The organism is Streptomyces sp. NPDC001513, from assembly GCF_042894695.1.
In the GTDB taxonomy this organism is placed as follows: Bacteria; Actinomycetota; Actinomycetes; order Streptomycetales; family Streptomycetaceae; genus Streptomyces.
In genome coordinates this window covers 290,931-314,489 of record NZ_JBIAVU010000001.1, presented here as the reverse complement: position 1 = coordinate 314,489, position 23,559 = coordinate 290,931, and the positions used below count along the sequence as shown (strand labels likewise).

The following is a 23,559-nucleotide window of genomic DNA, read 5'->3' as shown; positions in this document are numbered from 1 at the left end:
CCGCGGCAGCCGCGGATCACACCCAGCCGGCCCGCCGGGAGATGCGGATCGCGTCGATGAGATTGCGCGCGCCGGTCTTGCGGGTCGCCGCGGCCATGTAGTTGCGTACCGTTCCGCTCGCCAGGTGCAGGGTGCGGGCGATCTCGGCGATGGAATCGCCCTCCGCGGCGCGGGCCAGCACGCTGAGTTCCCGCGGGCTCAGCGGTACGGGGTCGGCCTCCATGAAGGCGGAGGCCAGCGAGGCGTCGATGAACCGTTCCCCCGCGGCGACCTTCCGGACCGCCCGGACGAGCCGCCCCGGCGAGCCGTCCTTGTCGACGTAGCCGAGGGCCTCGGCCCGGAAGGCCCGGTGCAGCGAACCCGGGGCGCCGGTCGACGCGAGGACCAGGACCGTCGACGGGGGCGCGAGGACCTGGCGGTCCGCGCGCCCGCCGTCGGCCAGGACGGCCGTGGTCCCCGGACAGTCGAGGTCGACGACCGTCACGTCTGGTCGTAAGGACTCGGCCTGGCGCACCGCCGTCCTCCAGCCCGCCGACGTGACCTCGAAGCGCCCTTCCGATCTCAGCAGGGCGGCCAGTGCCGACCTGACCAGGCTGACGCTGTGCAGGACGAGGACCTTCGTCATCAGTGCTCTCCTCGGTAGACGAACCAACGGCACCACGGGTGCCCCCGTTCAGGGGTGATGGAACGTCACTGCGGGGGGCGTGCAGGGGCGTACGGACAACTTGGCCGAGATACCGGGGGAATCCGCCTCCGTTAGGCGGGTAACCCCCTTGAAGACCGGCCCCGTACCGCCCTGCCCGCCCGTCCGACGGGGATCACACCTCGCCGCGCCAGGCTCCCGTCGCGACCCCGCGCGACTCGATGAACAGCTTGAACCGCTTCAGATCGCCCATCACCTGACGCTTGACGAAGCCGAGCTTGTCGGCGGCCGTCTCGGCCAGACCGTCGGGCACCCAGTTCATGTGCAGCACGACCTTGGTGGTGGTCGCGTCGATCGGCTGGAAGACGACCAGCCCGGCCTGGCGGGCCTCCCCGTCGACCGTCATCCACGCGACGCGCCGGTCCGGGAGCTGCTCGGTGATCTGCGCGTCGAACTCGCGCTGCACACCGTTCACGTTCGTCACCCAGTGGGTGAGCGTGTCCGTGCGCTGGTCGACGCGTTCGACCCCCTCCATGAAGGCGGGGAACTCCTCGAACTGCGTCCACTGGTTGTAGGCCGTGCGTACGGGGACGTTGACCTCGACGTACTCCTCGACGTGCGACATGTGCACCTCTTCCGTGTGGTCGGCCCCGCACCCTGGGGTGCGGGTCGTCCGTCAGGACGTCTTGAGGCGCGGCTACCCGGCCCGGAGCGGAAAACGCCCCCTAGCGGTGCCGGGCGAGGGTGTGGACGAGGACGATCAGCGCGAAGCCGATGACGAGCAGGTGCACCCAGGCGGGCCCGGGGGCCGGGGTGAGGGACAGGGTGGTGAGCTGATGGGAGGTCATGCCGCGCGTGTGCCCGCGGCGGCCGGATTCACGCCCCGGGTACCGGGCGGGCGGGACCGCCGGTCAGTGCCCGGTGGGCCTGCCGGACACCAGTCGGGCGGCCTCGATCTCGGCCCAGACGGTCTTCCCGCCCGCGTGCGCCTGTGCGCCCCAGCGGTCGGACAGCCGCTCCACGATGTGCAGCCCGTGGCCGCCCGGGAGGCCGCGCTGCGGGGCCGGGTTGGGGTAGGGCAGCGTCGTCGTGCCGTCGTACACCTCGATGCGCAGGCACTCCCCGGCCGTGAGCACGAGCTCGTGACAGCCGCCCGCGTGCAGCGAGGCGTTGGTCAGCAGCTCGGACACGAGGAGCAGGGTGTCCTCGGAGGTCTCGGTCCCGTCCCAGCCCCAGTCCCGCAGGGCCTGGCGCGTGAAGTCGCGGCCTTTGGCCACGGAGCCGCGGACGCCCGTCAGGGCGAGCCGACGGCGCTGCCCCCGGACGGGAACGGCGGCGCTCACGGTATCGCCCGTTTCCGGACCGATGGTCTCCACTGTGGTCTTTCACCCCCACGTCGCTTCTGGACTCTGCTCTCGGAACCTGCCGTGACAGTCTAGGGGACCGCCGCTCTCAGAGCGTCGCCATGTGGAGCCGCAGCGTGAAGCCGCTCTCCGTGGCACGGACCTCGACCAGATCGCAGAGCTGGTGGATCATCCACAGTCCGCGGCCTCCCTCGGCCGAGGCCAGGGAAGGGCGGCGGCGCCCGGCCAGGGGGTCGGCCAGCCGGCCGCCGTCGTGGATCTCGGCGACGACCCCCGCTCCGGGTCCGGCGCCCGCTCCCGCTCCGGCGGTGGTCCACAGCCGCAGGGTGCCCTTCCCGCCTCCGTGGGAGAGGGAGTTGGCCGCCGCCTCGCTGATGGCCAGGACGAGGTCGCCGCGCCGCGCGGGGGTCAGGGCCGTGGCGCGCGCCCAGTTCTCGGCGTGCTCGCGCACCTCGGCCAGCCCTCCGGGGGCGTAGTCGAGCCGGGACACCTCGCCGTCGTGTTCGGGCAGGGGGAGATCGCAGTCCGCGCTGACCCTGGAGGCGTCGGTGTAGGCGGGGCTCGGCAGGTCCCGGCCCTCCTCGATGAGCGTGGGGTGCGTGCGCCGGGCGTCGGCCACCACCGAGGGCGCCAGCCCCCGTACGTCGTACGGGCACAGGACGGTCGCCGGCCGGCCGGCGAAGGCCGTGTTGATGAGGGCCTCGTGGCGGGTGGCCTCCAGCACCTCCGCGGGGGAGCGGCCGGGCCAGATCGGCTCGCCGACGATCCGGGCCGCGCGGCCCGCGTGCCGGTCGGCGAAGTCCTGCAGGGAGGCCAGGATGCGGCCGGGGTTGCGGCCCAGCTCCGTCATGTCCGTCCAGGTGATCCCGGTCCCGCTCGTGCCGAGGCTCTCGCGCAGGGCGTCCAGGTGCGGGCCCGGCACGGCGACGAGGACCGGCTCGTCGGCCGACAGGGCGGCCCGTACGAAACCACCCACGCCGGTGACGTACTCGCCGAGGTCCCGGTAGAAGAGGGCGGGGTGGACGAAGGTCCCGGCTCCGGCGGGCGCAGGAACAGTGATCATGCTGCGACCTCCAGCGCGGCGCATTCGTCCGGGAACATCTCCACTACCTTGCGCAGCGAGTATGGCGGGTCGTGGAGCAGCAGGCGCCGCCCCTGCCCGTTGAGGGCGGCCGATGCCTCCACCAGGGCGGCGACCGCGGCCGGGTCGAGAAAGGCCACGGCGGAGAGATCGAGGTGGACGACGGGTCCGGGGATCCCGGCCACGACGCCGAGCGCGGCGGACAGCGCCTGCCGGGTGTCGAGGTCGCAGCTGCCGCTCAGGCGTGCGCCGGGGCGGCCCGGCAGCGGCAGGGCGGTCAGCGGGACCGCCGGGCCCGCTCCCGCACCCGTTCCCGTCCGCACGGAGGCCATGGCCCGGCCCTACACCGTGAGCATGCCGGCGCGCAGGCGGGCCAGGGTCCGGGACAGGATGCGGGAGACCTGCATCTGGGAGATGCCCAGTTCGGCCCCGATCTCGGCCTGGGTCTTCTCCTCGCCGAAGCGCATCCGCAGGATCCGCCGGTCGCGTTCGTCCAGCTGCTCCAGCAGGGGCGCGAGGGTGTGGAACTCCTCGAAGAGCTCCATGGCGGGGTCCACCTCGCCGAGGCGTTCCGCCAGCGGCCGCGTCGACGGGCTCGTCGTGGAGGGTGCGTCGCTCTCCGCGCCGGCGGAGTCGAGGGAACCGCTCGTGTAGCCGTTCGCGGCCACCAGCCCGTCGATGACCTCCTCCTCGGACAGCTTCAGGTGCCGGGCGACCTCCTTGACCGTCGGCGCCCTCCCCAGGTCGTCGGTCAGGGTCTCCTGGGCCTTGGCGAGTTCCATGCGCAGTTCCTGCAGGCGCCGCGGGACGTGCACGGCCCAGGTGGTGTCGCGGAAGTAGCGCTTGATCTCACCGGTGATGTAGGGGAGGGCGAGAGTGGAGAACTCGACCTCGCGCTCCAGGTCGTAGCGGTCGATGGCCTTGATCAGGCCGATGGTCCCCACCTGGATGATGTCGTCCATGTCCAGACCGCCGCCGGCCGCGCGGGAGCGGAACCGTCGCGCGGCGAACTGCACGAGGGAGAGGTTCATCTCGATCAGGGTGTTGCGCGTGTACTGGTACTCGCGCGTCCCCTCCTCCAGAGTGCGCAGTCTCCCGAAGAAGAGCCGCGACAGTTCGCGCGCGTCGGCGGGCGCCATCTCGCGGGCGTTCTCCACAAAGAACAGGTCCTCGTCCCGTGTTGGCGCTCCCGCGGTGCCTCGGTCACAAGCAGGGACGTGTGCCTCTGTTGCACGAATGGGGCCTACTGCGGTGGACGAGCGAGACATGGTGGCCGCTCCCTCCCGATTGACTGACGGCTGCCCGGGCCCTTCTGCCCCGACTTCGCGGTCCTACACACCTCGGTGACATTCTTTTATCCGCCGGGTCGCCCCGTGCGGCCGAAGGTGCGCCGACGCGGACGGGGGCGGCAGCGTCGGCGCGATGAGCAGGCATACTCCCTGAGGACGACGTACAGACGTACAGGTGGCGATCCGGGGAGGCGGACATGACCGGAGCAAGGGACGCGCACCGGCAGGGTGTGGTCGGGGAGACCTACCCGGCGGGGGCCGGGTGGGTGGTGGCGGCCCACGGGGAGCTCGACCAGGACACGCTGGCCCCGCTGGAGGAGGCCCTCACCGCCGCCGCCGACCGGTGTCCGCTGGTGGTGCTCGACGCCGGCGCCATCACCTTCGGAGACTCCTCCTTCCTGAACCTGCTGCTGCGTCTGCACCACCTCACCGCCCTGCGCGTCGCCGCCCCCGGCGAGCAGTTGCGCCGGCTGTTCGCCGTGACCGGCGCCGATACCGTGCTGTCCCTCCACGCGAGCGTCGAGGACGCCCTGGGGGCGTGAGCCCGCGCCGGACGGCCGGCGCACGGGCCGCCCGCCGATGGTGTGCCCCGGCGCCGGAGGTGTTGCCTCCGGTGTGATCGACTGGGGTCCGTCGTCCCTTCGGTGGCGTTAGCCTTCACCGGACCGGTGCCCGGGCGTCGTCGGACTGCGGCGGAGCCGGGCGCTCCGGCGCGCCCTGATGCCAGGGGTCCGTCCTGTCCCGGGTGCCGGTGCGGGTGAGATCGAGAGTGAGGTTGGCCGATGGCCGAGCGGGCGGGCACGGATTCACCGAACGGGATGCCTCCGTTGCCGGGTGAGGGCGGGATCGGCGAGTCGGAGCTGCGGCAGCTGCTGGCCGGGCTGACCGCCGTACGCGACGGGGACTTCCGCACCCGGCTGCCCGATACGGCGGACGGGCTGCTCGGGGAGATCGCCACCGTCTTCAACGGGATGGCCGACCAACTGTCGCTGTTCACCTCCGAGGTGACCCGGGTGGCCCGCGAGGTGGGCACCGAGGGCACCCTGGGCGGCCAGGCCGACGTGCCGGGCGTCGGGGGCGCCTGGCTGGACCTCACGGATTCGGTCAACTTCATGGCCGGAAACCTCACGGCCCAGGTGCGCTCGATCGCCGAGGTCGCGACCGCCGTGGCCAAGGGCGACCTCTCGCAGAAGATCAACGTCACGGCCCGCGGGGAGATCCTGGAGCTGAAGGAGACCATCAATACGATGGTCGACCAGCTCTCCGGGTTCGCCGGCGAGGTGACGCGGGTGGCCCGCGAGGTCGGCACCGAGGGCCGGCTGGGCGGCCAGGCGGACGTCATGGGCGTCTCCGGAACGTGGAAGGACCTGACGGAATCGGTCAACGTCATGGCCGACAACCTGACCGCCCAGGTCCGCTCGATCGCCGAGGTCACCACCGCCGTGGCCCAGGGCGACCTGACGCAGAAGATCCGGGTGGACGCGCGCGGGGAGATCCTGGAGCTCAAGGAGACCATCAACACGATGGTCGACCAGCTGTCCGCGTTCGCCGACGAGGTCACGCGGGTCGCCCGCGACGTCGGGACCGAGGGCAACCTGGGCGGCCAGGCCACGGTCCGCGGGGTCTCCGGCACCTGGAAGGACCTCACCGACAACGTCAACGTCATGGCGTCCAACCTGACCGGTCAGGTGCGGTCGATCGCCCAGGTCGCCACCGCCGTGGCCCGCGGAGACCTCTCGCAGAAGATCGTGGTGGAGGCGAGGGGCGAGGTCGCCGCGCTGGCCGGGGTCATCAACACGATGGTCGACACGCTGTCCGCCTTCGCCGACGAGGTGACGCGCGTGGCCCGCGAGGTGGGCACCGAGGGCCGGCTCGGCGGCCAGGCGCAGGTTCCCAACGTGGCGGGCACCTGGAAGGACCTCACCGACAACGTCAACTCCATGGCGGACAACCTCACGGGCCAGGTCCGCAACATCGCCCTCGTCACGACGGCCGTCGCCAACGGCGACCTGTCCAAGAAGATCGACGTGCACGCCCGCGGGGAGATCCTGGAGCTGAAGACGACCATCAACACGATGGTCGACCAGCTGTCCGCCTTCGCCGCCGAGGTCACCCGGGTCGCCCGCGAGGTCGGCAGCGAGGGCAGGCTCGGCGGCCAGGCCGAGGTCGAAGGCGTCTCCGGCACCTGGAAGCGCCTGACCGAGAACGTCAACGAGCTGGCCGGCAACCTGACCCGGCAGGTCCGGGCCATCGCCGAGGTCGCCAGCGCGGTCGCCGAGGGCGACCTGACGCGCTCGATCACGGTCGACGCCTCGGGCGAGGTCGCCGAACTCAAGGACAACATCAACTCCATGGTCGGTTCGCTGCGCGAGAGCACCCGGGCCAACCAGGAGCAGGACTGGCTCAAGTCCAACCTGGCCCGCATCTCCGGCCTGATGCAGGGCCACCGGGGTCTCGCCGCCGTCGCCGAACTCGTCATGGACGAACTGACGCCGCTCGTCGCCGCCCAGTACGGCGCCTTCTACCTCGCCGAGGACCGCCCCGGCGGCACGGTGCTCACCCTCGTCGGCTCCTACGGACGGTCCGCGGACGCCGGGGAGCGCGTCACGTTCGCCCTCGGCGAGTCCCTCGTCGGACAGGCGGCCCGCAGCCACCGGATCATCGCCACCGACGAGGTCCCCGGCGGCTACGTCATCTCCTCCGGGCTGGGCCACACCACTCCCGGCAGCCTGATCATCCTCCCGATCGTGGTGGACGAGCAGGTGCTCGGAGTGATCGAACTCGCCTCCTTCACCGCCTTCACCCCCGTCCACCGCGACTTCCTGGCCCAGCTGATGGAGACCATCGGCGCCAACGTCAACACGATCGTCGCCAACGCCCGGACCGACGAGCTCCTCGGCGAGTCCCAGCGGCTCGCCGGCGAACTCCGGGCCCGCTCGGAGGAACTCCAGGTCCAGCAGGAGGAACTCCAGCGCTCCAACGCCGAGCTGGAGGAGAAGGCCGCCCTCCTCGCCAGCCAGAACAGCGACATCGAGGCCAAGAACCTGGAGATCGAGCAGGCCCGGCAGGAACTGGAGACCCGCGCACAGCAGTTGTCGCTGGCCTCCACCTACAAGTCCGACTTCCTGGCCAACATGAGCCACGAGCTGCGCACCCCGCTCAACAGCCTCCTCATCCTCGCCCAGCTCCTCGCCCAGAACCCCGCCCGCAACCTCACCCCCAAGCAGGTCGAGTACGCGGGCATCATCCACTCGGCCGGCTCGGACCTGCTCCAGCTGATCAACGACATCCTCGACCTGTCCAAGGTCGAGGCCGGGAAGATGGACATCAACCCCGAGCGCGTCGACCTGCCCCAGCTGCTCGAATACGTCGACGCCACCTTCCGGCCGATGACCACCCAGAAGAGCCTCGACTTCACCGTCACCACCGCCCCGGACGCCCCCGACGACCTGCTCACCGACGACTCGCGGCTGCGCCAGGTCCTGCGCAACCTGCTGTCCAACGCCGTCAAGTTCACCGAACGCGGCGGCGTCGAGCTCCGCATCGAACCGGCGGCGGCCTCCGAGATGCCCGCCGGGCTTCCCCGGCGCGGACCCATGCTGGCCTTCCGGGTACGGGACACGGGCATCGGCATCCCCGCACAGCAGCTGGAGTCCGTCTTCGGGGCCTTCCAGCAGGCCGACGGCACCACCAGCCGCAAGTACGGGGGCACCGGCCTCGGGCTCTCCATCAGCCGGGAGATCGCCCAGCTGCTCGGCGGGGCCGTCACCGCGGAGAGCACACCCGGCCAGGGCAGCACCTTCACCCTCTACCTGCCGGTCAGCCGCGTGGACTACGAGGACGCCCCCGACCCCGACGCCCCCGCGGAGCCCTTGTACGCCGACGCGTCCGGGCAGGCGGGTCCGGGCCGTCCCGGCACCCCCGTGCTCCCGGCGCAGCGGCGGGCCCGCCGCCTGCTCGTCATCGAGGAACGGCCGGGCGGGCTGCTGTCCCTGGTCGCCGAGAGCGCCGGCCGGGACTTCGCCCCCAGCCATCAGACGACGCGCGAGCACGCCGGCATCCACGTGGTCGGCGTCACGAGCTCACGGGAGGCCGCCGCCGCCCTGGCGTCCGACTCCTTCCACTGCGTCGTCCTGGAACTGGACATGCCCGACGGCGAGGCACTGCGCTTCCTCGACGCGCTCGACGGGGACCCGGCCCTCTCCTCGCTCCCCGTCCTCGCCCACAACAACCCGCGGGGCAGAAGCGGTCAGGAGGAGGCCCTGCGGGAGCGGTCCGCGACCCGTCACGTCGAACTGCTGTCCAGCCTCGACGAGTTGCGGGAACGCATCGCGCTCCACCTGTCCGCCGAACAGCCCGGGGACGTGCTGCCCCTCGTACAGGGAGACACCCCACGGCAGCAGGCGGCCCACGTGCTCGACGGCGACCTGGCCGGACGCACCGTCCTCGTCGTCGACGACGACGCGCGCAACCTCTTCGCCCTCAGCGGGGTCCTGGAACTCCACGGCATGCGCGTGGTCCACGCCGAGGACGGCCGCAAGGGCATCGACGCCCTCACCCGCCACGCGGGCGTCGACCTCATCCTGATGGACGTGATGATGCCCGAGATGGACGGCTACGCCGCCACCGCCGAGATCCGGCGGATGCCGACGTACGCGGGCCTGCCCATCATCGCGGTCACCGCCAAGGCGATGCCCGGAGACCGGGAGAAGAGCCTCGCCGCCGGCGCCAGCGACTACGTGACGAAGCCCGTGGACGCCGACGACCTCATCGGCCGCGTCCGGTACTGGCTCACGCGATGACCGGGGACACGCAGCGGCACAACGGCGCGCTCCCGCAGCCGACGCCGGTCGGCGACCAGCCGGCCGGCGCCCTCCCGCACCAGGTCCCGACCCCGATGGGACGCCTCGTCGCCACCGTGGAACGGCTGCGCCGGGAGGTCCTGGAGGCACAGGCCGCCGCCGACGGCCGCGCCCTGGTCGAGCTGGCCAAGGGCATCCTGATCGGGCAGCTGCACTGCACGCCGGCCGCCGCCGCGCGCCAGCTCGACCTGCTGTGCCGGGAGAGCGGGACGTCCCCGCTCGAACTCGCCGCCGACATCGTCAACCAGGCGTCCCGCGACCACGTCAGCGAGATCGCCGCCGCGTTCGTCGAGCGCACCGGGACGGACGAGGAACCGGCCGAGCCGTACTCCACGGTCTCGGTCCGCCTGCGCACCGCCGAGAGCGGCATGCTGGCGGCCGACGCCGACACCCAGGCGGTGGCCGAGTCCCTCCTGACGAACGCCCTGAGCCCGCTGGGCGCGGTCGCCGTCGCCGTGTGGACCGCGGTCCCCGACGGCTCGCTGGCCCTCGCCGGCCACGCCGGTTTCCCGCCCAGGGAGGCCGTCCGCTGGCGCCACGTGCCCCCGGGCGTGTCCACCGTCGCCCGCCTCGCACTGCGCGAGCGCCGCCTGGTCACCCTCGCCCGCCTCAAGCGCGAGGGGCTGCCCTCCATCGGCCATCTGCACTGGCCCGAAGGCGGCCGGATGGCCGTACCGACGGGGACGGGCGGACGGATCCACGGCGTCCTGGAGATCTGCTGGCCGCAGCCCCTGGCGCCGCAGCCGCCGCAGATCGAGCGCCAGGTCGAGGCCCTCGCCGAGTTGTGCGCCCGGACCATGGACGCCTCGCCCCCGCGCGAGTTCGCGGCGACCGAAGGGGTGCTCCCGGACGTCGCCGAGCTCATCGACCTCGCCGAAGGACTACAGGACCCCGCCGTCGTGCTCACTCCGGTCCTCGACGCCGAGGGCCGGCTCGGCGACTTCCGGATCCGGCACGCCGGCAGCCGCTTCGTCGACCCGGTGGGACGGCCGCGCGGCGACGTCAACGGTGCGCTGCTGCTGGAGGCCTATCCGATGGCCGCCGGCGAGAGCGGGCTGTTCGACATCATCGAGCGCGTGCACGCGACGGGGGAGCCGTTCAGGGCCGAACGCATGAGCCTGACCGCGCTCGTCGACCAGATCCCGCTCACCTCGGTCGCGGACATCAGCGTCAGCCGGCACGGCTCCGCCGTCCTGCTGATCTGGCGGATCGAGGACGAGCGGGCCCGGCTGGCCAACCTCCTCCAGCACGCCCAGCGCCTGGGCCGCATCGGTGGTTTCGAGGAGAACCTCGCCACCGGGGAGACCACCTGGAACGCCCAGCTCTACGCCCTCCACGGACTCCCCGCCACCGCGCCCCCGGTCCGGCTGCGGGAACTGCCCGGGCACGCCCATCCGGACGACTCCGCCGCCCTCGACCGCTTCCTGCGGGCGGTGCTCCGCCACCGCCGTCCCGCCTCCGTCGACTTCCGCCTCCAGAGGTCCGACGGGATCACCCGCCACATCCGTGTCGTCGCCGAGCCCGTACTCGACGCGGACCAGCAGCTGCACGCCGTGCGCGGCGCCTACCAGGACATCTCCGCCCAGCACTGGACCGAGGTCGCGCTGGCCGCGACCAGGGACCAGCTCGCCCACAGCGAGGCGGAGTCCGCCGAGCGCAACCGGCTGGCCCTCCAGCTCCAGCACGCCATCATGCCGCCCACGCCACCGGCCATCGAGGCCCCGGGCCTGCGGGTCGCCGTCCGCTACCGGCCGGCGGAGACCGAGTCGCTCGTCGGCGGCGACTGGTACGACACCGTGGTCCTGCCCTCCGGGCTGATCATGCTGTCCGTGGGTGACGTCGCCGGCCACGGCATCGAGGCGGCCACCGGCATGGTCGTGCTGCGCAACGCCCTGCGCGGCCTCGCCGTCACGGGCGCGGGCCCCGCCCAGCTGCTGTCCTGGCTCAACACGGTCACCCACCACCTGGCCAAGCACGTGACGGCCACCGCCGTCTGCGGGCTCTTCGACCCGAGCACCCGGGTGATGCGCTGGGCGCGTGCGGGGCACCTGCCGCCCGTACTCCTGCGCGGGGGCGAGGCCGAGGCGTTCCCGCTGATCGAGGGCCTGCTCCTCGGGGCGCTGCCGGACGTCACGTACGTGGAGCGGGAGGTGCAGCTCGAACCGGACGACACCCTGCTGATGTTCACGGACGGCCTGGTGGAACGGCGGGACTGCTCGGTCCAGGACTCGCTGGGCCATCTGGTGGAGGCGGCGGCCGCCGGAGCCGGGGATCTGGACGGGCGGCTGGACCGCCTGCTCGCCGAGAGCCGGTCCGACACGGACGACGACACGTGCGTGATCGGCATCCAGGTCGGCTGAGGCCCGCCGCCGCCCATCGTCACGGCGCCGGTGTCAGGCCGGCGGGCCACCGCCCGCACGGCGCCGGCGGTCAGGCCACCGCTCGGGCCCGCAGGACGCGGGCCGGGTCCTGACCGCCGCCGGTCGCCAGCACGCGGACCTCGCCCCCGCTGCTGATCTCCGCCCGGAGGATGCCGCTGGCGTCCTGGTAGACGGGGTGGCCGCCCGGCCCCGCCGCGTCGGTGCGGGTCATCCGGACCACGTCCTCCCCGGTCCGGTCCGTGGCCGCGAACACCACGTCCCAGGCTTCCGCCTGCCGGTCCTCGTGCGGGGCTTCAGTTTCGTGGCCTGTGCTCATGGCGGACCCTCCTGCCGTGGGCGTGCGCCCGGGGTGGCTGTCCCCCACCAGCCACGCTAAGCCTCACCCGCTGCTCTGTCCTCAGCGGGAGAGCCGGTCGCCCCGGCGGGGGAGGCAGGCTCGGCGGACGCCGTCGGCCCGGTCAGGGGGCCGGCGAGGTAGGCCAGCAGTCCGGCGATCTCGCGGCCGGCCTCGGCCGGGTGGCGGAAGCGCGCGCCGGGGGCGATCGCGTAGCGGTTGCGCCGGCCGTCCCGGGTCCGTGTGAGATATCCGTCCGCCTCCAGGTCCGTGACGATCGTCTGCACGGTGCGTTCGGTCAGGTCACAGATCACCGCGAGGTCGCGCAGCCGGACCCCCGGGTCGCGCGCGATCGCGATCAGCACCCGGGCGTGGTTCGTCAGGAAGGTCCAGTGGTTCCGGCGGGAACCGGTGTGCTCGTTCTCCACGCGGACATCCTTGGACGACGACCCGCGAAAAGCAAATCCAGAAATGTATTTCCGGTATGACTTGACGTGTGTCCGTGGCCCCGGCAGGGTGCAGGTGAGCGGAAGCGGACTTCCGCATGACCCGAGCAGTCGCGCAACGCGCCGCAAGCACCCGTGCCCAAGGAGCGACGACGATGACCCCCACGGCCACGGCCGAGGCCACGAGCCCGGCCACGCCCCCGACGACGACCCCTGCCGCCACCGGCGGGGTCGGATCCGTCCCTGCCCTCAACGGGCTGCCCTTCGTGCCCCGCCCGCGGGAAGTGCCGACCGGGGACGCCCGGCAGCTGACCCGCGTGTTCTTCGAACGGCTGCGGAGCCTCGAAGAGGGGACCCGCGAGTACCAGTACGTGCGCAACACGCTCATCGAGATGAACATCTCACTCGTGCACTTCGTCGCCCGCCCGTTCCGCGACCGCCCCGGCGGCCCCGAGAACGAGGACGTCATGCAGGTCGGCGTCATCGGCCTGATCAAGGCCATCGACCGCTACGACCCCGAGCGCAACACGCAGTTCTCCACGCTCGCCGTGCCGTACATCACCGGTGAGATCAAACGCCACTTCCGGGACACCACGTGGGCCGTGCGGGTCCCGCGCCGGCTGCAGGAGCTGCGCGTGGAGCTGGCGAAGGCCACGGAGGCGCTGACCTCCGAGTCGGAGCACCCGCCCACCCCGGCGGAGCTCGCCGCGCACCTGGGCCTGACCGAGGACGAGGTCCGCCAGGGCCTGGTCGCGGCCAACGGCTACTCCACCCAGTCCATCGACGCGCCCCAGCAGCACACCGCCGGCAGCGCGCAGGCGCCCTCGGCCGGACAGGCTCCGCGCAGTCTCGCCGAGACCCTGGGCGAGACCGACCCCGCCCTGGAGGCGGTCGAGGACCGGCACGCGCTGGCACCCCTGCTCGCCGACCTGGACGAACGCAGCACCCGCATCCTCCAGCTGCGCTTCGGCGAGGAGCTGACCCAGGCGGAGATCGGCGCGGAGCTCGGCCTCTCCCAAATGCAGGTCTCCCGCCTGCTCTCCCGCACGCTGGGCAGCCTCCGCGAGGAACTGCTGCACGACTGAGCCGCCGGTCGCCCGGCGGCCCGGTCACCAGGTCACCAGGTCACCAGGTCACGTGGAGGGTCTGCGGCGAGCGGTGGATCAGCGTGGGCCGCATCCGCGGTCGCGGACGGTCCTCGTCGAGCCGCAGCTCCGGCAGGCGGCGCGTGAACAGGTCCAGTGTCAGACGGAGTTGCTCGCGCGCCAGCCGGGAGCCGGGGCAGCCGTGGGCTCCGTGCCCGAACGCGAGGTGGTGGCGGTTCGCGGGCCGGGTGATGTCGAACTCGGCCGGCCGCTCGTACCGCTCCTCGTCGCGGTTGGCCGCACCGTACGCCACCAGCACGGTGGCCCCTGCCGGGAGTTCCGTCCCGGCCAGGGTCACCGGCCGGGTGGTGATCCGCCGGAAGGCCTGGATGGCGGTGTCGTGGCGGGCGGCCTCCTCCACCGCTGCCGGGACGAGCGACGGATCGGCGCGGAGCATCCGCCACTGCCGCCGGTCACCGAGCAGGTGCAGCAGCGTGGTGCCGATGAGGGCGCTGGTGGTGAGGAATCCGGCGATCAGCAGGTTCTGCAGACTCGTCACCAGTTCGTGGCGCTGTTCGAGGGTGAGTTCGGCGTCACCGGGGGCGAGGGCCGCCACCATGGTGGAGCACATGTCGTCCCGGGGCTTTGCGCGCCGGTCGCGGACGTACCCGTCCAGCAGGTGCTGGAGCGCCACCACGTCCTCGGCGGCAGCCGCCTGTTCCTCCGGTGACAGCGGCCGGAACAGCAGTTCCTCGGCCCGGTAGCCGCCGTGCACGGCGGCGGGCACGTCGGCCGGGTCCAGCCCGATCAGCCGCCCGACCACCATCCCGGGCAACCGCCGGGCGTAGGCCTCCACCAACTCCGCCGATCCGTCCGCCGCGAAACCGTCCACCAGCTCGCTCGCGCACGCGCGGGCGTACGGCATCAGCGCCGCGACCCGGGCGGCGGACAGCCCCCGGTTCAGCGGGGCCCGGTGCCGCCGGTGGGCGGCGCCGTCCGAGGACACGACGGTCGGCCGCGGCCCGAAGCCCCGGGGCAGGACACCGAGCGCCGCCTCCGACAGCGTGACGTCCGGCAGCAGGGAGTTGGCCGAGGAGAAGTCCTCCGCGCGCAGCAGCACTTCCCGTACGTCCCGGTCGCGCGCCACCAGCCACGCGCCGAACTCGGGTACGTACGTCAGCCCTTCGGCCCGGCGGGCCCGGTCGTACAGCGGGTACGGGTCGCGGTACAGCTCGTCACGCCGCGCCTGGTCGTCGTACGGCGTCACGGGGACCTCCGGATCACGGTCGGGCCGGGCAGGGGTCACCGCCGTCGGCGACGACCTTCGGTGCGCTCGGTTCGGTCGGTGCGCCGGTCATCCTGCCCGAACCCCGCCCGGGCCGGTAGGGCGCCCTTCCTGCGCCCTTCCCGCGCCCTTCTCCGGTCAGGAACGTGCCGCGGCGAGGCGGTGCTCGTGGACGCGCAGGTGCAGGGCGGCGAGGTCCAGCAGGGGGGTGGCCACCCCCAACGCGCGGGCGCGGACGGTGAGATCGGTCAGCACGTGGTCGGCCTCCGTGGGCGCCCCGGCCACGAGGTCGCGGTAGAGGGACGGGGTGAGGGGGGAGCCGGAGGCCGTGACGGTCGAGGTGGTGAAGGCGCGTTCGGACTCCGGCACCGGGTGGCCGGCGGCCTCGGCCACCGCTGCCGCCTCGGCGAGCAGGGACGGCCCGAGGGCCGAGCCGCCCGGGACGGCGTTGACCTCGCCGACCGTGCCGCGCATCAGGCAGGTCAGGGCCACCAGCGTGGAGATGAAGACCCACTTGTGCCACATGGCCGCGATGATGTCCCCGGTCTCCGGCGAGTCGATGCCAGCGTCGGCCAGGGCGGTACGGATCCGCTCGACGCGGGCCGAGGGGCGGGCGTCGGTCTCACCGGTCAGGATGACCGCGGGCGGAGCCATGCGGAGGATGTCGCCCTCCGCGCTCAGGGTGGTGACCACCTTCGCGACCCCGCCGAGGACGGCTCCGGCCCCGAGGCGCGCGGTGAGCGCGTCGAGGTGGGCGACCCCGTTGAGCAGGGGTACGACGGCGGTGTCCGGGCCGACGGCGGGCTCGATGTCCGCCAGGGCCGGGTGCAGGGCGGTCGCCTTCACCGAGAGCAGCACCAGGTCGTACGGCCCGCCCGGGGCGTCGGCCGTCACCAGCTTCGGCGTCAGGTGGAGCTGCTCCCCTTGGCCTTCGACGCGCAGTCCGCGTGCCCGCAGGGCCTTCGCGCGGGCCGGCCGGACCAGGAAGGAGACGTCCTGGCCCGCCGCGGCGAGCCGGGCGCCGAAGAAGCCGCCGACGGCGCCCGCGCCGACCGTGAGGATCCTCATGAGGAGCGCCTTTCGTGGGATCCGGTCAGGCCGGGTTCCGGACGGTCCGCGGGGAGCGGCCGGTCGCGGCCGGGAGCCTGCGGGGAGCGCGGTCCGTACCGGGACACCGCGACCCCGGCGAGGCAGAGCAGGCCGCCGAGCAGGGACAGCCAGGCGGGTACCTCACCCAGGAAGGCCCAGCTCAGCAGGACGACGATGGCCGGTACGGCGTAGGTCGTCGCGCCCAGCTTGCCGGCGGGCATGCGGGCCAGGGCGTAGGTCCAGGTGGTGAAGGCGAGGGCGGTGGGCACCACGCCGAGGTAGACCATGTTCAGGGTGGCCGACAGCGGCGCGTGCGGCAGTTCCGAGGCCAGTTGCCCCGCGAACGGCAGGCAGACCACGGCTCCCGTCAGGCAGCTGAAGGCGGTGATCTGCAGAGGTGTTCCGTAGGAGAGCGCGGGCTTCTGCGCGACGACCCCCGACGCGTAGGCCACGGCCGCGAGCAGGCACAGTACGACGCCCAGCACCGAGGTCGAGCCGCCCTCGCCGGACGACATGGACAGGCCCACGACCACCGCGCCGGCGAAGGAGACGCCCATGCCCGCCAACAGCCGCGGGGGCAGTGCCTCGCCGAGGAGGCGGGCCGCGAGGAGGGCCATGAGGATGGGCCCGGTGTTCACGAGCAGGGACGCCGTTCCCGCGTCGACCAGACGCTCACCCCAGTTCAGCGCCACCGTGTAGCCGCCGAACCAGACCACGCCCGACACCAGGATTCCGCGCCATGCCTCGCGGGGCGGCAGCCCCTGGCGGCGGACCAGGAGCAGGACGGCGAGCACCAGCGAGGCGGCCAGGAGCCTGCCGAGTGCGAGGGCCCCGGGGGAGTAGGCGGTGCCCGCGCTGCGGATGGAGACGAAGGCGGAGGCCCAGGCGAACACCGTGAAGGAGACGGCGCCGATCGTGAGCACGTGGGGTGGGATTCGACCCGAGCGGAACGTCATACGCCCACCCTACGACCGCAACATTTCGCTGTCGACCGAAATATTGATCCGGATTCGGACCTGGCTCCCGATGCGGGTGGGCGCGGGCTCTCCCGGATCAGCTCCACGCGTCCGGCGTGAGCCCCAGCAGATCACCGAAGGCCTGCTCCCCGGCCCGGGTCACGTCCAGGGCCCGGCCGCCGCCGGCCGGGCGCACCACCCATTCCTCGCCCAACGCGTGCGCGCACAGCCGCGCCCCGGTGATGCCGCCCAGGTGGCGGCGGCGCTCGGTCCAGTCCAGGCAGGAACTCGCCAGCGGCCTGCGCCCCTCGTGGGCGAGGCCGATGCCCGCCTCCGCGCACCAGGACCGGCCCTCGTCCGTCAGCTCGAAGAGGCCCTCCGTGCGCAGCAGTCCGCGCCGCTCCATCGCGTCGGTCACCGCCATGCCGAACCGGCCGGCGAAGTGGTCGTAGCAGGTGCGGGCGCGGGCCAGCGGGTCCGGCGCGGCGACCACGGGGACCGCGTGCGCCGCGTCCCGGTCCGGGATCGCGTACGAGGCGAGCTGGTCGACGAGGCGGGCGGTCGCGGCGTCCGCGATGCGCACATAACTGTGGCGGCCCTGCCGTTCGGTCACGCAGAGGCCCGCGTCGAGCAGCCGGGACAGGTGGCCGCTGATGGTGGACGGCGCGACCGCGGTCATCCGGGCCAGCTCGCCCGCGGTCCAGGCCCGCCCCTCCAGCAGCGTCATGCAGATGGCGGCCCGCGTCTCGTCGGCGAGGGCCGAGGCGAAGGCGGCGAGGCGGGCGGCGGGCGCCGGCTCGTCCGTCGGCGTTCCGTCATGCGAGGTGTTCATGCATCCAGGATGCCCCATGATTTCGGCAGACAGCGAACGATCCCTCGGAAGGGGGGTCTTGTGGAGGTCCTCTGTCGTGGCGGGTGCTTCCCGGGCCACACTGATGACCTCGGGGCAGGACGCCCCGTCACGAGGAGGGTGGTGGGGAGTTGTCGGGTGGATCCGCGGAGCAGCCCGCTCCGGTCGTACGCCCCGCGGTTTGGGAGACGTACGGACCGGCCGATCTCAGCGCCGTGCCGGTGTTCGCCGGCGGGTTCATCAACTTCGGCTTCTGGGGGTCCGTCGATCTCGAACGGCCGTTGTCACAGGGCGACCGGATCCGGAGCGAGCAGGACCTCTACCGGCACGTGCTCGACGCCGCCGCCCCCGCGGGCGGCAAGGCCGTGGAGATCGGCTGCGGTCTCGGCCTCGGCTGCGCCCTCGCCCTCGACGAGTACGGGCCCGCGGCGATGACCGGCGTGGACATCCACCCCCAGCAGCTCCAGCGGGCCCGCGAGGCGAACTCCGCGCACCTGGAGGCCCGGCCGCACCGGCTGCGCTTCGTCCTCGGGGCGGCGGAGAGCCTCCCGCTCGGCGACGGGGAGTTCGACTCCCTCTTCAGCGTCGAGGCGGCCCAGCACTTCCCGGACCTGTCCGCCTTCGCCCGGGAGGCGGCGCGGGTCCTGCGCCCCGGCGGGCGGGTCGCGGTCGCCAGCTTCTTCACCGTCGACGGCGCGCCCTCGCACGCGGAGCGGCTCGCGGGACTCCTCGACTCGTTCGCCAGCGGCCTGGACATCGCCCGGCCCGTGTCCCGGCTCGCCGAAGCCCTGGGGGAGGCCGGTTTCGCCGATGTCGAGGTCGCCTCGATCGGGGCGCAGGTCTGGCCCGGCTGGGACCGCTGGCTCGCCCGCCTCTGGAAGCCCGGCACCTGGCCCCGGAACTTCCTGGCCGCCTGGGAGCAGCAGATCCTGGACTACTACCTGGTGACGGCCACCCGCTCGTAATTCTCCCGCGGCCCCGGAGCCCACGGGAGCCGTACGTCGGCCTTCGGTCCGTGCGTCAGCCTTCGGGCCGTACGGTCAGCCTTCGAGCAGTGCCTGGCCGACGTACGTGCCCGGGGTGGCGCCGGCGGGGGCCACGAACAGGGACGACGCCTCGTGGACGACGTAGCGCGCGAGGGCGTCGCCGCGGGCGAGGCGGTGCTGCACGGGCACGAAGCCGGTGCGGGGGTCGGACTGCCAGGCGAGGAAGAGCATGCCCGCGTCCGGGGCGCCGTCCGGGCGGAGACCGTCGTGGTAGGACCAGCCCCGGCGGAGCATGGTCGCGCCGCCGGTGGTGGCGGGGGCGGCGAGGCGGATGTGGGCGTTGGTGGCGATGACGGGGACGCCGTCGGGCCGGGCCGCGCCGAGGTCCGCCGGGGTGGTCTCCGTACCGCCGGTCAGCGGCGTGCCGTCGGCGGTACGGCGGCCGATGGCCTGGTCGCGGTGGTCCCGGGGGAGGGTGTCCCAGTGGTCGAGGAGCATGCGGATGCGGCGGACGACGAGGTAGGAGCCGCCGGCCAGCCAGGCGGGGGCGGCCGGGTCCGACACGAGGATCAGCGCGCGTGCGGCGGGATCGGCCGGGTCGGGGTTGGCGGTTCCGTCGAGGTGCCCCATGAGGTTGCGGTGGGCGCCGCCGGCCGAGGCACCCTCCGGCGCACTGGTGAAGCCGGCCATCGTCCAGCGGACCGTGGCTTCGCCGTGGGCCAGGCGCTGGAGCGTCCGCAGCGCGTGGACGGTGACGAGCGGGTCGTCCGCCGCGATCTGCACGAACAGGTCGCCGCCGCCACGGGCGGGGTCGAGCTGGTCGTCCGGGAAGGCGGGCAGGGGCGCGAGGGCCTCGGGGCGCGCCGAGGCCAGGGCGACCCGGTCGAAGAAGCTCGCGCCGAGTCCGAAGGTGAGGGTGAGGGAGGCGGGCCCCGCGCCGAGCGCGGAGCCCGTGTCGACGGCGCGGGAACCGGGCGGCGAGAGCTCCTCGCCCACCGGCTCGCCCCGGGTCAGCCGTTCGGCGGCGGTGCTCCAGCGCAGCAGCAGGGCGGCGGCCCGGCCGCGGTCGGTCCGGGCCCCGAAGTCGAAGGCGGCCAGCCGGGCGTGCGCTTGACGGGGATGCAGGATCCCGGCCTGGTGCCGTCCGTGGAAGGCCACGGTCCGCGCGCGGGCCGGTGGTGCGCCGCCCGTGCGCAGGCCCGCCACGGCCGCCGTCCCGGCGCCGACGACGCCGAGCCCGGCGGCGCCGAGCAGGGCCCGCCGGCCGAGGCGCCGATCGGCCCGTACCGGTTCGGTGTCAGTGCTGTCCACCGTCGACCACCGGATCGACGACACCGACCCACAGTTGGTTGAGCTCGGACACGTAGCGGCCGCCCTTCGTGTCCTGGGGTGCGACCAGGCGCGGACCGGAGGCGTCCTCGAAGGGGACGTCGTCCTCGGAAACCGCGAGGAGGACCTGGGACTTGGCGAAGCCCGGGTCGATCTCGGCCCAGGCGAACACGGCGCGGTAGTCCCCGCCGCCGGTCGCGACGGCGACCCCGCGCAGCTGTCCGTTCTTCTTCGAGGCGTCGAAGCGCGGCTGGGCGTTCTTGAGCACGTCGTGGAGCAGGACGCCCTTGTACGTGTGCTTCTGTGGGCCCTTGGCGCTGGTGAACTCCACGGAGACCGAGGTCTGCGGCAGGGCGCGGAGGTCGGTCAGGGTGAGCGTGTACGGCTTGTCGACCTGGCCCGCGACACGCACCTCGCCCGGCTTCAGCGGGGCCGAAGAGGACGGTGCGGCCGACGGGGACGCGGACGCGGAAGCGGAACTGGAAGCGGAAGTCGCCGCGGCCGGCTCGGCCTTGGAGTCGGCGGATGCTCCACAACCGGTCAGGAGCAGTCCGCTGACAGCGAGCGAAGCCCCCCAGGCCGGCGGGCGGAGGCTGATGTGCTGAGGCATGGGCGTGTCCCTCCTGGCGACTGGTCGACTGCCCCGCAGGTGCGTGGTTGACGATGCCGATGCAGCGCAAATGCCGGGTGAAACATACATGACAGATGGTAGATGCGGGGATCACGTCTGCGGGGTGAGCGGCGGCGTAATTCGCTCGTCGCCCCGGTCCGACCGCCGTAGCATCCGCCCGTGAACGAGAACGAGTTGGACGACGCGCCCGACACGACCGACCGCGTGCTGTGCTGGCGGGGCAGGACGGTCGGTTTCGCGCCGCTCGACGCCGAGGACGCTGAGCTGATGCACGCCTGGCGGTCCGATCCCGTGGCCGTGTTCGAGATCGGCTTCTGGCCGCGCTCCCTCACCTCGGTCCGTGAACGCCTGGAGCGGGACCGGGACGAACACGATCGGGACGACTTCCTGGTCCTGCTCCCGGACGGCACCCCGATCGGCCACATCGCCCTGGTCGAGCAGGACATGGTCGACGGCACGGCGGAGATCCATCTGGTGATGGACCCGCGGCACCGGGGCCGGAACCTCGGCACCGACGCCGTGGACGCACTGACCGATCTCGCCTTCGGCGAACTGCCCATGCAGCGCGTGCAGGCCGTCACCCACACCGGCAACACGGCCGCGCTGAACGTCCTGGCCAAGGCGGGGTTCGTCCAGGAGGGAGTGCGGCGCTCGGCCTGCCTGCACCGGGGGCGCCGCCACGACGTCGCCGTCCTCTCCCTGCTCCGCGCGGAGTGGGAGGCGCTGGCGCGCCCGCGGTCCTGGGAGCTCTGACCGGCTTCGCCCCGCCCGGCCGGTGCGTGGTTTGATGATCGCACCGGGCGGGACCACCTCCGGGCGCCCGCAACGGGCGGCGGTGCACAGCGGCATGACGGAGGACCGGGCGTGGTACGTGAGCAGGGGCGGCGGCGCAGGCCGCTGCTGATCGGCGGCGCCGCGGTGGCGGCGGTCGGGCTGGCCTTCGGTCTGTACTGGTTCGAGCCCTGGAAGCTGTGGGTGGAGGAGTCGGTCAACGAGGCCGCCCCGTCCGCCGCGGCCGCCCCGAACCCCGCCGCGTCGGCGAACCCGCCCGCCGCGCCGCGGACGGTGGCCGAAGGCAGCCTGATCAGCCACGAGCACGCCACCACCGGCACCGTCAAGCTCCTCCGCCTCGCCGACGGCTCCCACGTCCTGCGCGTGGAGGACCTGGACACGAGCAACGGCCCCGCCCTGAGGGTCTGGCTGACCGACGCGCCCGTCATCGAGGGCGTCGACGGCTGGCGCGTCTTCGACGACGGCAAGCACGTCAGCCTCGGCGCTCTCAAGGGCAACAAAGGCGACCAGAACTACCCCGTTCCGGCCGGGGTGAACCCGGCCGACTACACGAGCCTCGCCATCTGGTGCGACCGTTTCGACGTCTCCTTCGGCGCGGCCACCCTCAAGCCGGTCTAGTTCGCGGCCGTCCCGCCCGAACCGAGGTGGTCGCGCTGGATGCGGTGGGCGAGGGCGCGCCGCACCGAGGCCGACGCGGTGGTGGCGGTGCCGGTGGCGGCCGCCTTCGGCGGGACGTCGAGGCCGCGGCTGATCTCGTCGTACGCGCTCCGGTGACCGGCGGGCAGCTCGGCCCGGTGCAGCCTCAGGTCCTCCTCCACCAGGCGGCGCAGCGCGTCGACGTTCCCGGGCGTGAAGCGCTTCCTCCCCCGGGCCAGGGCATCGGCGAGCCGGGCGCAGCGGGCGGTGTCGCCGAACGCCTCGGAGATCTCCTCCGCGAGGCCCCACAGCCGCCCCTCGAGCCAGGGCACGTCGTACTGGTCGAGGGCGAGCCCCATCGGCACCGGCGGCCCGTCCGTCCGGTGCTTCGCCGCCTGCTTGGACACGGCGGGCTGGCTCATGTCGGCGAGCCGGGCGATCCGGTCCTGGGTCCAGCCCCATCCGGTCAGCACCCGGATCATCTCGGTGCGCAGCCGCCGCATCTCCTCCCCGGCGCGGATGACCTCGTTCATGCCGGCGAACATCCGCCGGGCCTGCTCCTCGGTCAGTGCCCCGGTGTGGTGGTGCGTGTCCTCTTCCCCTGTCATGCCTCGGTTATACACCGGTGCCCCGCCTCGCCATAACCGGGTTGTACAACCTGGTTATGGCTGCCAGGATCCGGGACATGCCCACCTTCTCCGCGCCCGATGGAACCCGGCTCGCCTACCGTGTGACCGGCGACGGCGAACCGCTCGTCTGCCTTCCCGGGGGTCCCTCGGACTCCCGCTACCTCGGCGACCTCGGCGGCCTGTCCGCGCACCGCCGGCTCATCACCCTGGACCTGCGCGGCACCGGCCGGTCCGCGGTTCCCGAGGACCCCGCCTCCTACCGCTGCGACCACCTCGTCGGCGACGTCGAGGCCCTGCGCGAACACCTCGGACTCTCCCGGATCGACCTGCTGGCCCACTCGGGCGGCGCGAACCTCGCGGCGCAGTACGCCGCCCGCCACCCCGACAAGGTCGCCCGGCTCGCCCTGATCGGCCCCGGAGTCCGGGCCGTCGGCATCGCCGTCACCGGGGAGACGCGCCGCGAGCTCGCGCTGCTCCGGAGCGACGAGCCGTGGTTCCCGGCCGCCTTCGCCGCCCTGGAGGCGCTGGCGGACGGCACCGGCGGCGACTGGGAGGCCGTCGCACCCTTCTTCTGCGGCCGCTGGGACGCCGCGGCGCAGCACCACCACGCGGCCGGCCGGCCCACCAACGGCGAAGCCGTCGCCCTCTTCGCCGCCGAGGGCGCCTTCGACCCGGAGACCACCCGCGCGGCGCTCGCCGCCTTCGAGGCCCCCGTACTCCTGGTCGCCGGGGAGTTCGACCTGAACAGCCCACCCCGGACGGTGACCGAGTTCGCGGACCTGTTCCCCGACGCCACCCTCGCCGTACAGCCCGGAGCGGGCCACTACCCATGGCTCGACGACGCCACCCGCTTCGTCGCGACAACCACGGCATTCCTGGACCGGTGACCGC

General features: G+C 73.2%; 24 protein-coding genes. 8 read left to right on the top strand and 16 right to left on the bottom strand.

All coding sequences use genetic code 11. From position 1 onward, the window contains the following. Positions 1-16: 16 nt before the first annotated feature. The 7 genes from ACFYZ4_RS01585 to ACFYZ4_RS01555 all read right to left on the bottom strand — a co-directional run bounded on the left by ACFYZ4_RS01585 (position 17) and on the right by ACFYZ4_RS01555 (position 4,356). A complete protein-coding gene (locus tag ACFYZ4_RS01585) occupies positions 17-625 on the bottom strand; it encodes a LuxR C-terminal-related transcriptional regulator (protein ID WP_390782672.1) in 609 nt (202 codons plus the stop codon). Between the two features lie 193 nt (positions 626-818). Then, positions 819-1,268 (bottom strand): SRPBCC family protein, encoded by a 450-nt coding sequence (locus ACFYZ4_RS01580; protein ID WP_319721307.1) that lies wholly within the window; start codon positions 1,266-1,268, stop codon positions 819-821. Positions 1,269-1,368: 100 nt separating this feature from the next. Continuing rightward, a complete protein-coding gene (locus ACFYZ4_RS01575) occupies positions 1,369-1,491 on the bottom strand; it encodes a hypothetical protein (protein ID WP_351288897.1) in 123 nt (40 codons plus the stop codon). Between the two features lie 63 nt (positions 1,492-1,554). Then, positions 1,555-1,986, bottom strand: coding sequence for an ATP-binding protein (locus ACFYZ4_RS01570; protein WP_351288899.1), 432 nt, complete (start codon positions 1,984-1,986; stop codon positions 1,555-1,557). 109 nt (positions 1,987-2,095) lie between these two features. Further along, a complete protein-coding gene (locus ACFYZ4_RS01565; protein WP_390782671.1) occupies positions 2,096-3,070 on the bottom strand; it encodes an anti-sigma factor RsbA family regulatory protein in 975 nt (324 codons plus the stop codon). Continuing rightward, positions 3,067-3,420, bottom strand: a complete 354-nt coding sequence (locus ACFYZ4_RS01560) for an STAS domain-containing protein (protein WP_384340625.1) — start codon at positions 3,418-3,420, stop codon at positions 3,067-3,069. Before ACFYZ4_RS01560 ends, ACFYZ4_RS01565 begins: the two co-directional genes overlap by 4 nt. 9 nt (positions 3,421-3,429) lie before the next feature. After that, positions 3,430-4,356 carry a SigB/SigF/SigG family RNA polymerase sigma factor gene (locus tag ACFYZ4_RS01555; protein ID WP_390782670.1) on the bottom strand — a complete coding sequence of 309 codons (927 nt, stop codon included), beginning with the start codon at positions 4,354-4,356 and terminating at the stop codon, positions 3,430-3,432. 218 nt (positions 4,357-4,574) lie between these two features. Between ACFYZ4_RS01555 and ACFYZ4_RS01550 the strand changes: the two genes are divergently transcribed. The 3 genes from ACFYZ4_RS01550 to ACFYZ4_RS01540 all read left to right on the top strand — a co-directional run bounded on the left by ACFYZ4_RS01550 (position 4,575) and on the right by ACFYZ4_RS01540 (position 11,599). Further along, on the top strand, positions 4,575-4,919 hold the full coding sequence (locus ACFYZ4_RS01550; RefSeq protein ID WP_351594835.1) for an STAS domain-containing protein: 345 nt from the start codon (positions 4,575-4,577) through the stop codon (positions 4,917-4,919). Positions 4,920-5,195: 276 nt separating this feature from the next. Continuing rightward, positions 5,196-9,179, top strand: a complete 3,984-nt coding sequence (locus ACFYZ4_RS01545; RefSeq protein WP_390782669.1) for a HAMP domain-containing protein — start codon at positions 5,196-5,198, stop codon at positions 9,177-9,179. Continuing rightward, positions 9,176-11,599, top strand: a complete 2,424-nt coding sequence (locus ACFYZ4_RS01540; RefSeq protein ID WP_351288911.1) for a SpoIIE family protein phosphatase — start codon at positions 9,176-9,178, stop codon at positions 11,597-11,599. The genes ACFYZ4_RS01545 and ACFYZ4_RS01540 overlap by 4 nt, the downstream gene beginning before the upstream one ends. A gap of 70 nt (positions 11,600-11,669) precedes the next feature. On the opposite strand, the gene ACFYZ4_RS01535 is transcribed toward ACFYZ4_RS01540, so the two are convergent. Both ACFYZ4_RS01535 and ACFYZ4_RS01530 read right to left on the bottom strand, forming a co-directional pair. Then, entirely contained in the window at positions 11,670-11,936 is a 267-nt protein-coding gene (locus ACFYZ4_RS01535; protein WP_351288913.1) for a DUF6296 family protein, read from the bottom strand. Between the two features lie 56 nt (positions 11,937-11,992). Continuing rightward, positions 11,993-12,382 (bottom strand): helix-turn-helix domain-containing protein, encoded by a 390-nt coding sequence (locus tag ACFYZ4_RS01530; protein WP_351288915.1) that lies wholly within the window; start codon positions 12,380-12,382, stop codon positions 11,993-11,995. Positions 12,383-12,555: 173 nt separating this feature from the next. Between ACFYZ4_RS01530 and ACFYZ4_RS01525 the strand changes: the two genes are divergently transcribed. Further along, a complete protein-coding gene (locus ACFYZ4_RS01525) occupies positions 12,556-13,485 on the top strand; it encodes a SigB/SigF/SigG family RNA polymerase sigma factor (RefSeq protein WP_351288917.1) in 930 nt (309 codons plus the stop codon). Positions 13,486-13,525: 40 nt separating this feature from the next. Here the strand turns inward: ACFYZ4_RS01525 and ACFYZ4_RS01520 are convergent, their stop codons facing one another. From ACFYZ4_RS01520 to ACFYZ4_RS01505, 4 genes are all read right to left on the bottom strand, one after another. Beyond that, positions 13,526-14,752 carry a cytochrome P450 gene (locus ACFYZ4_RS01520; RefSeq protein WP_390782668.1) on the bottom strand — a complete coding sequence of 409 codons (1,227 nt, stop codon included), beginning with the start codon at positions 14,750-14,752 and terminating at the stop codon, positions 13,526-13,528. A 156-nt stretch (positions 14,753-14,908) separates the two neighbouring features. After that, the gene (locus tag ACFYZ4_RS01515; protein ID WP_351288921.1) at positions 14,909-15,838 is read right to left on the bottom strand and encodes a 2-dehydropantoate 2-reductase; all 930 of its coding nucleotides are present in this window, start codon (positions 15,836-15,838) and stop codon (positions 14,909-14,911) included. Then, positions 15,835-16,815 (bottom strand): DMT family transporter, encoded by a 981-nt coding sequence (locus ACFYZ4_RS01510; RefSeq protein ID WP_390782667.1) that lies wholly within the window; start codon positions 16,813-16,815, stop codon positions 15,835-15,837. The genes ACFYZ4_RS01515 and ACFYZ4_RS01510 overlap by 4 nt, the downstream gene beginning before the upstream one ends. A 97-nt stretch (positions 16,816-16,912) precedes the next feature. Further along, entirely contained in the window at positions 16,913-17,647 is a 735-nt protein-coding gene (locus tag ACFYZ4_RS01505) for an ArsR/SmtB family transcription factor (protein ID WP_390782666.1), read from the bottom strand. A 149-nt stretch (positions 17,648-17,796) separates the two neighbouring features. Here ACFYZ4_RS01505 and ACFYZ4_RS01500 point away from each other — a divergent pair, with 149 nt between their 5' ends. Then, positions 17,797-18,630, top strand: coding sequence for a class I SAM-dependent methyltransferase (locus tag ACFYZ4_RS01500; RefSeq protein WP_390782665.1), 834 nt, complete (start codon positions 17,797-17,799; stop codon positions 18,628-18,630). Positions 18,631-18,705: 75 nt separating this feature from the next. On the opposite strand, the gene ACFYZ4_RS01495 is transcribed toward ACFYZ4_RS01500, so the two are convergent. Next, positions 18,706-19,962, bottom strand: a complete 1,257-nt coding sequence (locus ACFYZ4_RS01495; RefSeq protein ID WP_390782664.1) for a Dyp-type peroxidase — start codon at positions 19,960-19,962, stop codon at positions 18,706-18,708. Next, on the bottom strand, positions 19,949-20,590 hold the full coding sequence (locus ACFYZ4_RS01490) for a molybdopterin-dependent oxidoreductase (protein WP_390782663.1): 642 nt from the start codon (positions 20,588-20,590) through the stop codon (positions 19,949-19,951). The genes ACFYZ4_RS01495 and ACFYZ4_RS01490 overlap by 14 nt, the downstream gene beginning before the upstream one ends. A 180-nt stretch (positions 20,591-20,770) precedes the next feature. Between ACFYZ4_RS01490 and ACFYZ4_RS01485 the strand changes: the two genes are divergently transcribed. Next, positions 20,771-21,364, top strand: coding sequence for a GNAT family N-acetyltransferase (locus tag ACFYZ4_RS01485; protein ID WP_390782662.1), 594 nt, complete (start codon positions 20,771-20,773; stop codon positions 21,362-21,364). 111 nt (positions 21,365-21,475) lie between these two features. Next, positions 21,476-22,021, top strand: coding sequence for a DM13 domain-containing protein (locus tag ACFYZ4_RS01480; RefSeq protein WP_390782661.1), 546 nt, complete (start codon positions 21,476-21,478; stop codon positions 22,019-22,021). On the opposite strand, the gene ACFYZ4_RS01475 is transcribed toward ACFYZ4_RS01480, so the two are convergent. Further along, complete coding sequence (locus ACFYZ4_RS01475; protein WP_390782660.1) at positions 22,018-22,647, bottom strand: sigma-70 family RNA polymerase sigma factor; 630 nt, start codon at positions 22,645-22,647, stop codon at positions 22,018-22,020. The genes ACFYZ4_RS01480 and ACFYZ4_RS01475 overlap by 4 nt on opposite strands. A gap of 77 nt (positions 22,648-22,724) precedes the next feature. Between ACFYZ4_RS01475 and ACFYZ4_RS01470 the strand changes: the two genes are divergently transcribed. Then, complete coding sequence (locus tag ACFYZ4_RS01470; protein WP_351289021.1) at positions 22,725-23,555, top strand: alpha/beta hydrolase; 831 nt, start codon at positions 22,725-22,727, stop codon at positions 23,553-23,555. Positions 23,556-23,559: the final 4 nt, after the last annotated feature.

What these genes read in the sequence shown, in the direction of transcription:
- ACFYZ4_RS01585 (WP_390782672.1), bottom strand. Translation starts at nt 625, where the DNA reads ATGACGAAGGTCCTCGTCCTGCACAGCGTCAGCCTGGTCAGGTCGGCA.
- ACFYZ4_RS01580 (WP_319721307.1), bottom strand. Translation starts at nt 1,268, where the DNA reads ATGTCGCACGTCGAGGAGTACGTCGAGGTCAACGTCCCCGTACGCACG.
- ACFYZ4_RS01575 (WP_351288897.1), bottom strand. Translation starts at nt 1,491, where the DNA reads ATGACCTCCCATCAGCTCACCACCCTGTCCCTCACCCCGGCCCCCGGG.
- ACFYZ4_RS01565 (WP_390782671.1), bottom strand. Translation starts at nt 3,070, where the DNA reads ATGATCACTGTTCCTGCGCCCGCCGGAGCCGGGACCTTCGTCCACCCC.
- ACFYZ4_RS01560 (WP_384340625.1), bottom strand. Translation starts at nt 3,420, where the DNA reads ATGGCCTCCGTGCGGACGGGAACGGGTGCGGGAGCGGGCCCGGCGGTC.
- ACFYZ4_RS01555 (WP_390782670.1), bottom strand. Translation starts at nt 4,356, where the DNA reads ATGTCTCGCTCGTCCACCGCAGTAGGCCCCATTCGTGCAACAGAGGCA.
- ACFYZ4_RS01550 (WP_351594835.1), top strand. Translation starts at nt 4,575, where the DNA reads ATGACCGGAGCAAGGGACGCGCACCGGCAGGGTGTGGTCGGGGAGACC.
- ACFYZ4_RS01545 (WP_390782669.1), top strand. Translation starts at nt 5,196, where the DNA reads ATGCCTCCGTTGCCGGGTGAGGGCGGGATCGGCGAGTCGGAGCTGCGG.
- ACFYZ4_RS01540 (WP_351288911.1), top strand. Translation starts at nt 9,176, where the DNA reads ATGACCGGGGACACGCAGCGGCACAACGGCGCGCTCCCGCAGCCGACG.
- ACFYZ4_RS01535 (WP_351288913.1), bottom strand. Translation starts at nt 11,936, where the DNA reads ATGAGCACAGGCCACGAAACTGAAGCCCCGCACGAGGACCGGCAGGCG.
- ACFYZ4_RS01525 (WP_351288917.1), top strand. Translation starts at nt 12,556, where the DNA reads ATGACCCCCACGGCCACGGCCGAGGCCACGAGCCCGGCCACGCCCCCG.
- ACFYZ4_RS01515 (WP_351288921.1), bottom strand. Translation starts at nt 15,838, where the DNA reads ATGAGGATCCTCACGGTCGGCGCGGGCGCCGTCGGCGGCTTCTTCGGC.
- ACFYZ4_RS01510 (WP_390782667.1), bottom strand. Translation starts at nt 16,815, where the DNA reads ATGACGTTCCGCTCGGGTCGAATCCCACCCCACGTGCTCACGATCGGC.
- ACFYZ4_RS01505 (WP_390782666.1), bottom strand. Translation starts at nt 17,647, where the DNA reads ATGAACACCTCGCATGACGGAACGCCGACGGACGAGCCGGCGCCCGCC.
- ACFYZ4_RS01490 (WP_390782663.1), bottom strand. Translation starts at nt 20,590, where the DNA reads ATGCCTCAGCACATCAGCCTCCGCCCGCCGGCCTGGGGGGCTTCGCTC.
- ACFYZ4_RS01475 (WP_390782660.1), bottom strand. Translation starts at nt 22,647, where the DNA reads ATGACAGGGGAAGAGGACACGCACCACCACACCGGGGCACTGACCGAG.
- ACFYZ4_RS01470 (WP_351289021.1), top strand. Translation starts at nt 22,725, where the DNA reads ATGCCCACCTTCTCCGCGCCCGATGGAACCCGGCTCGCCTACCGTGTG.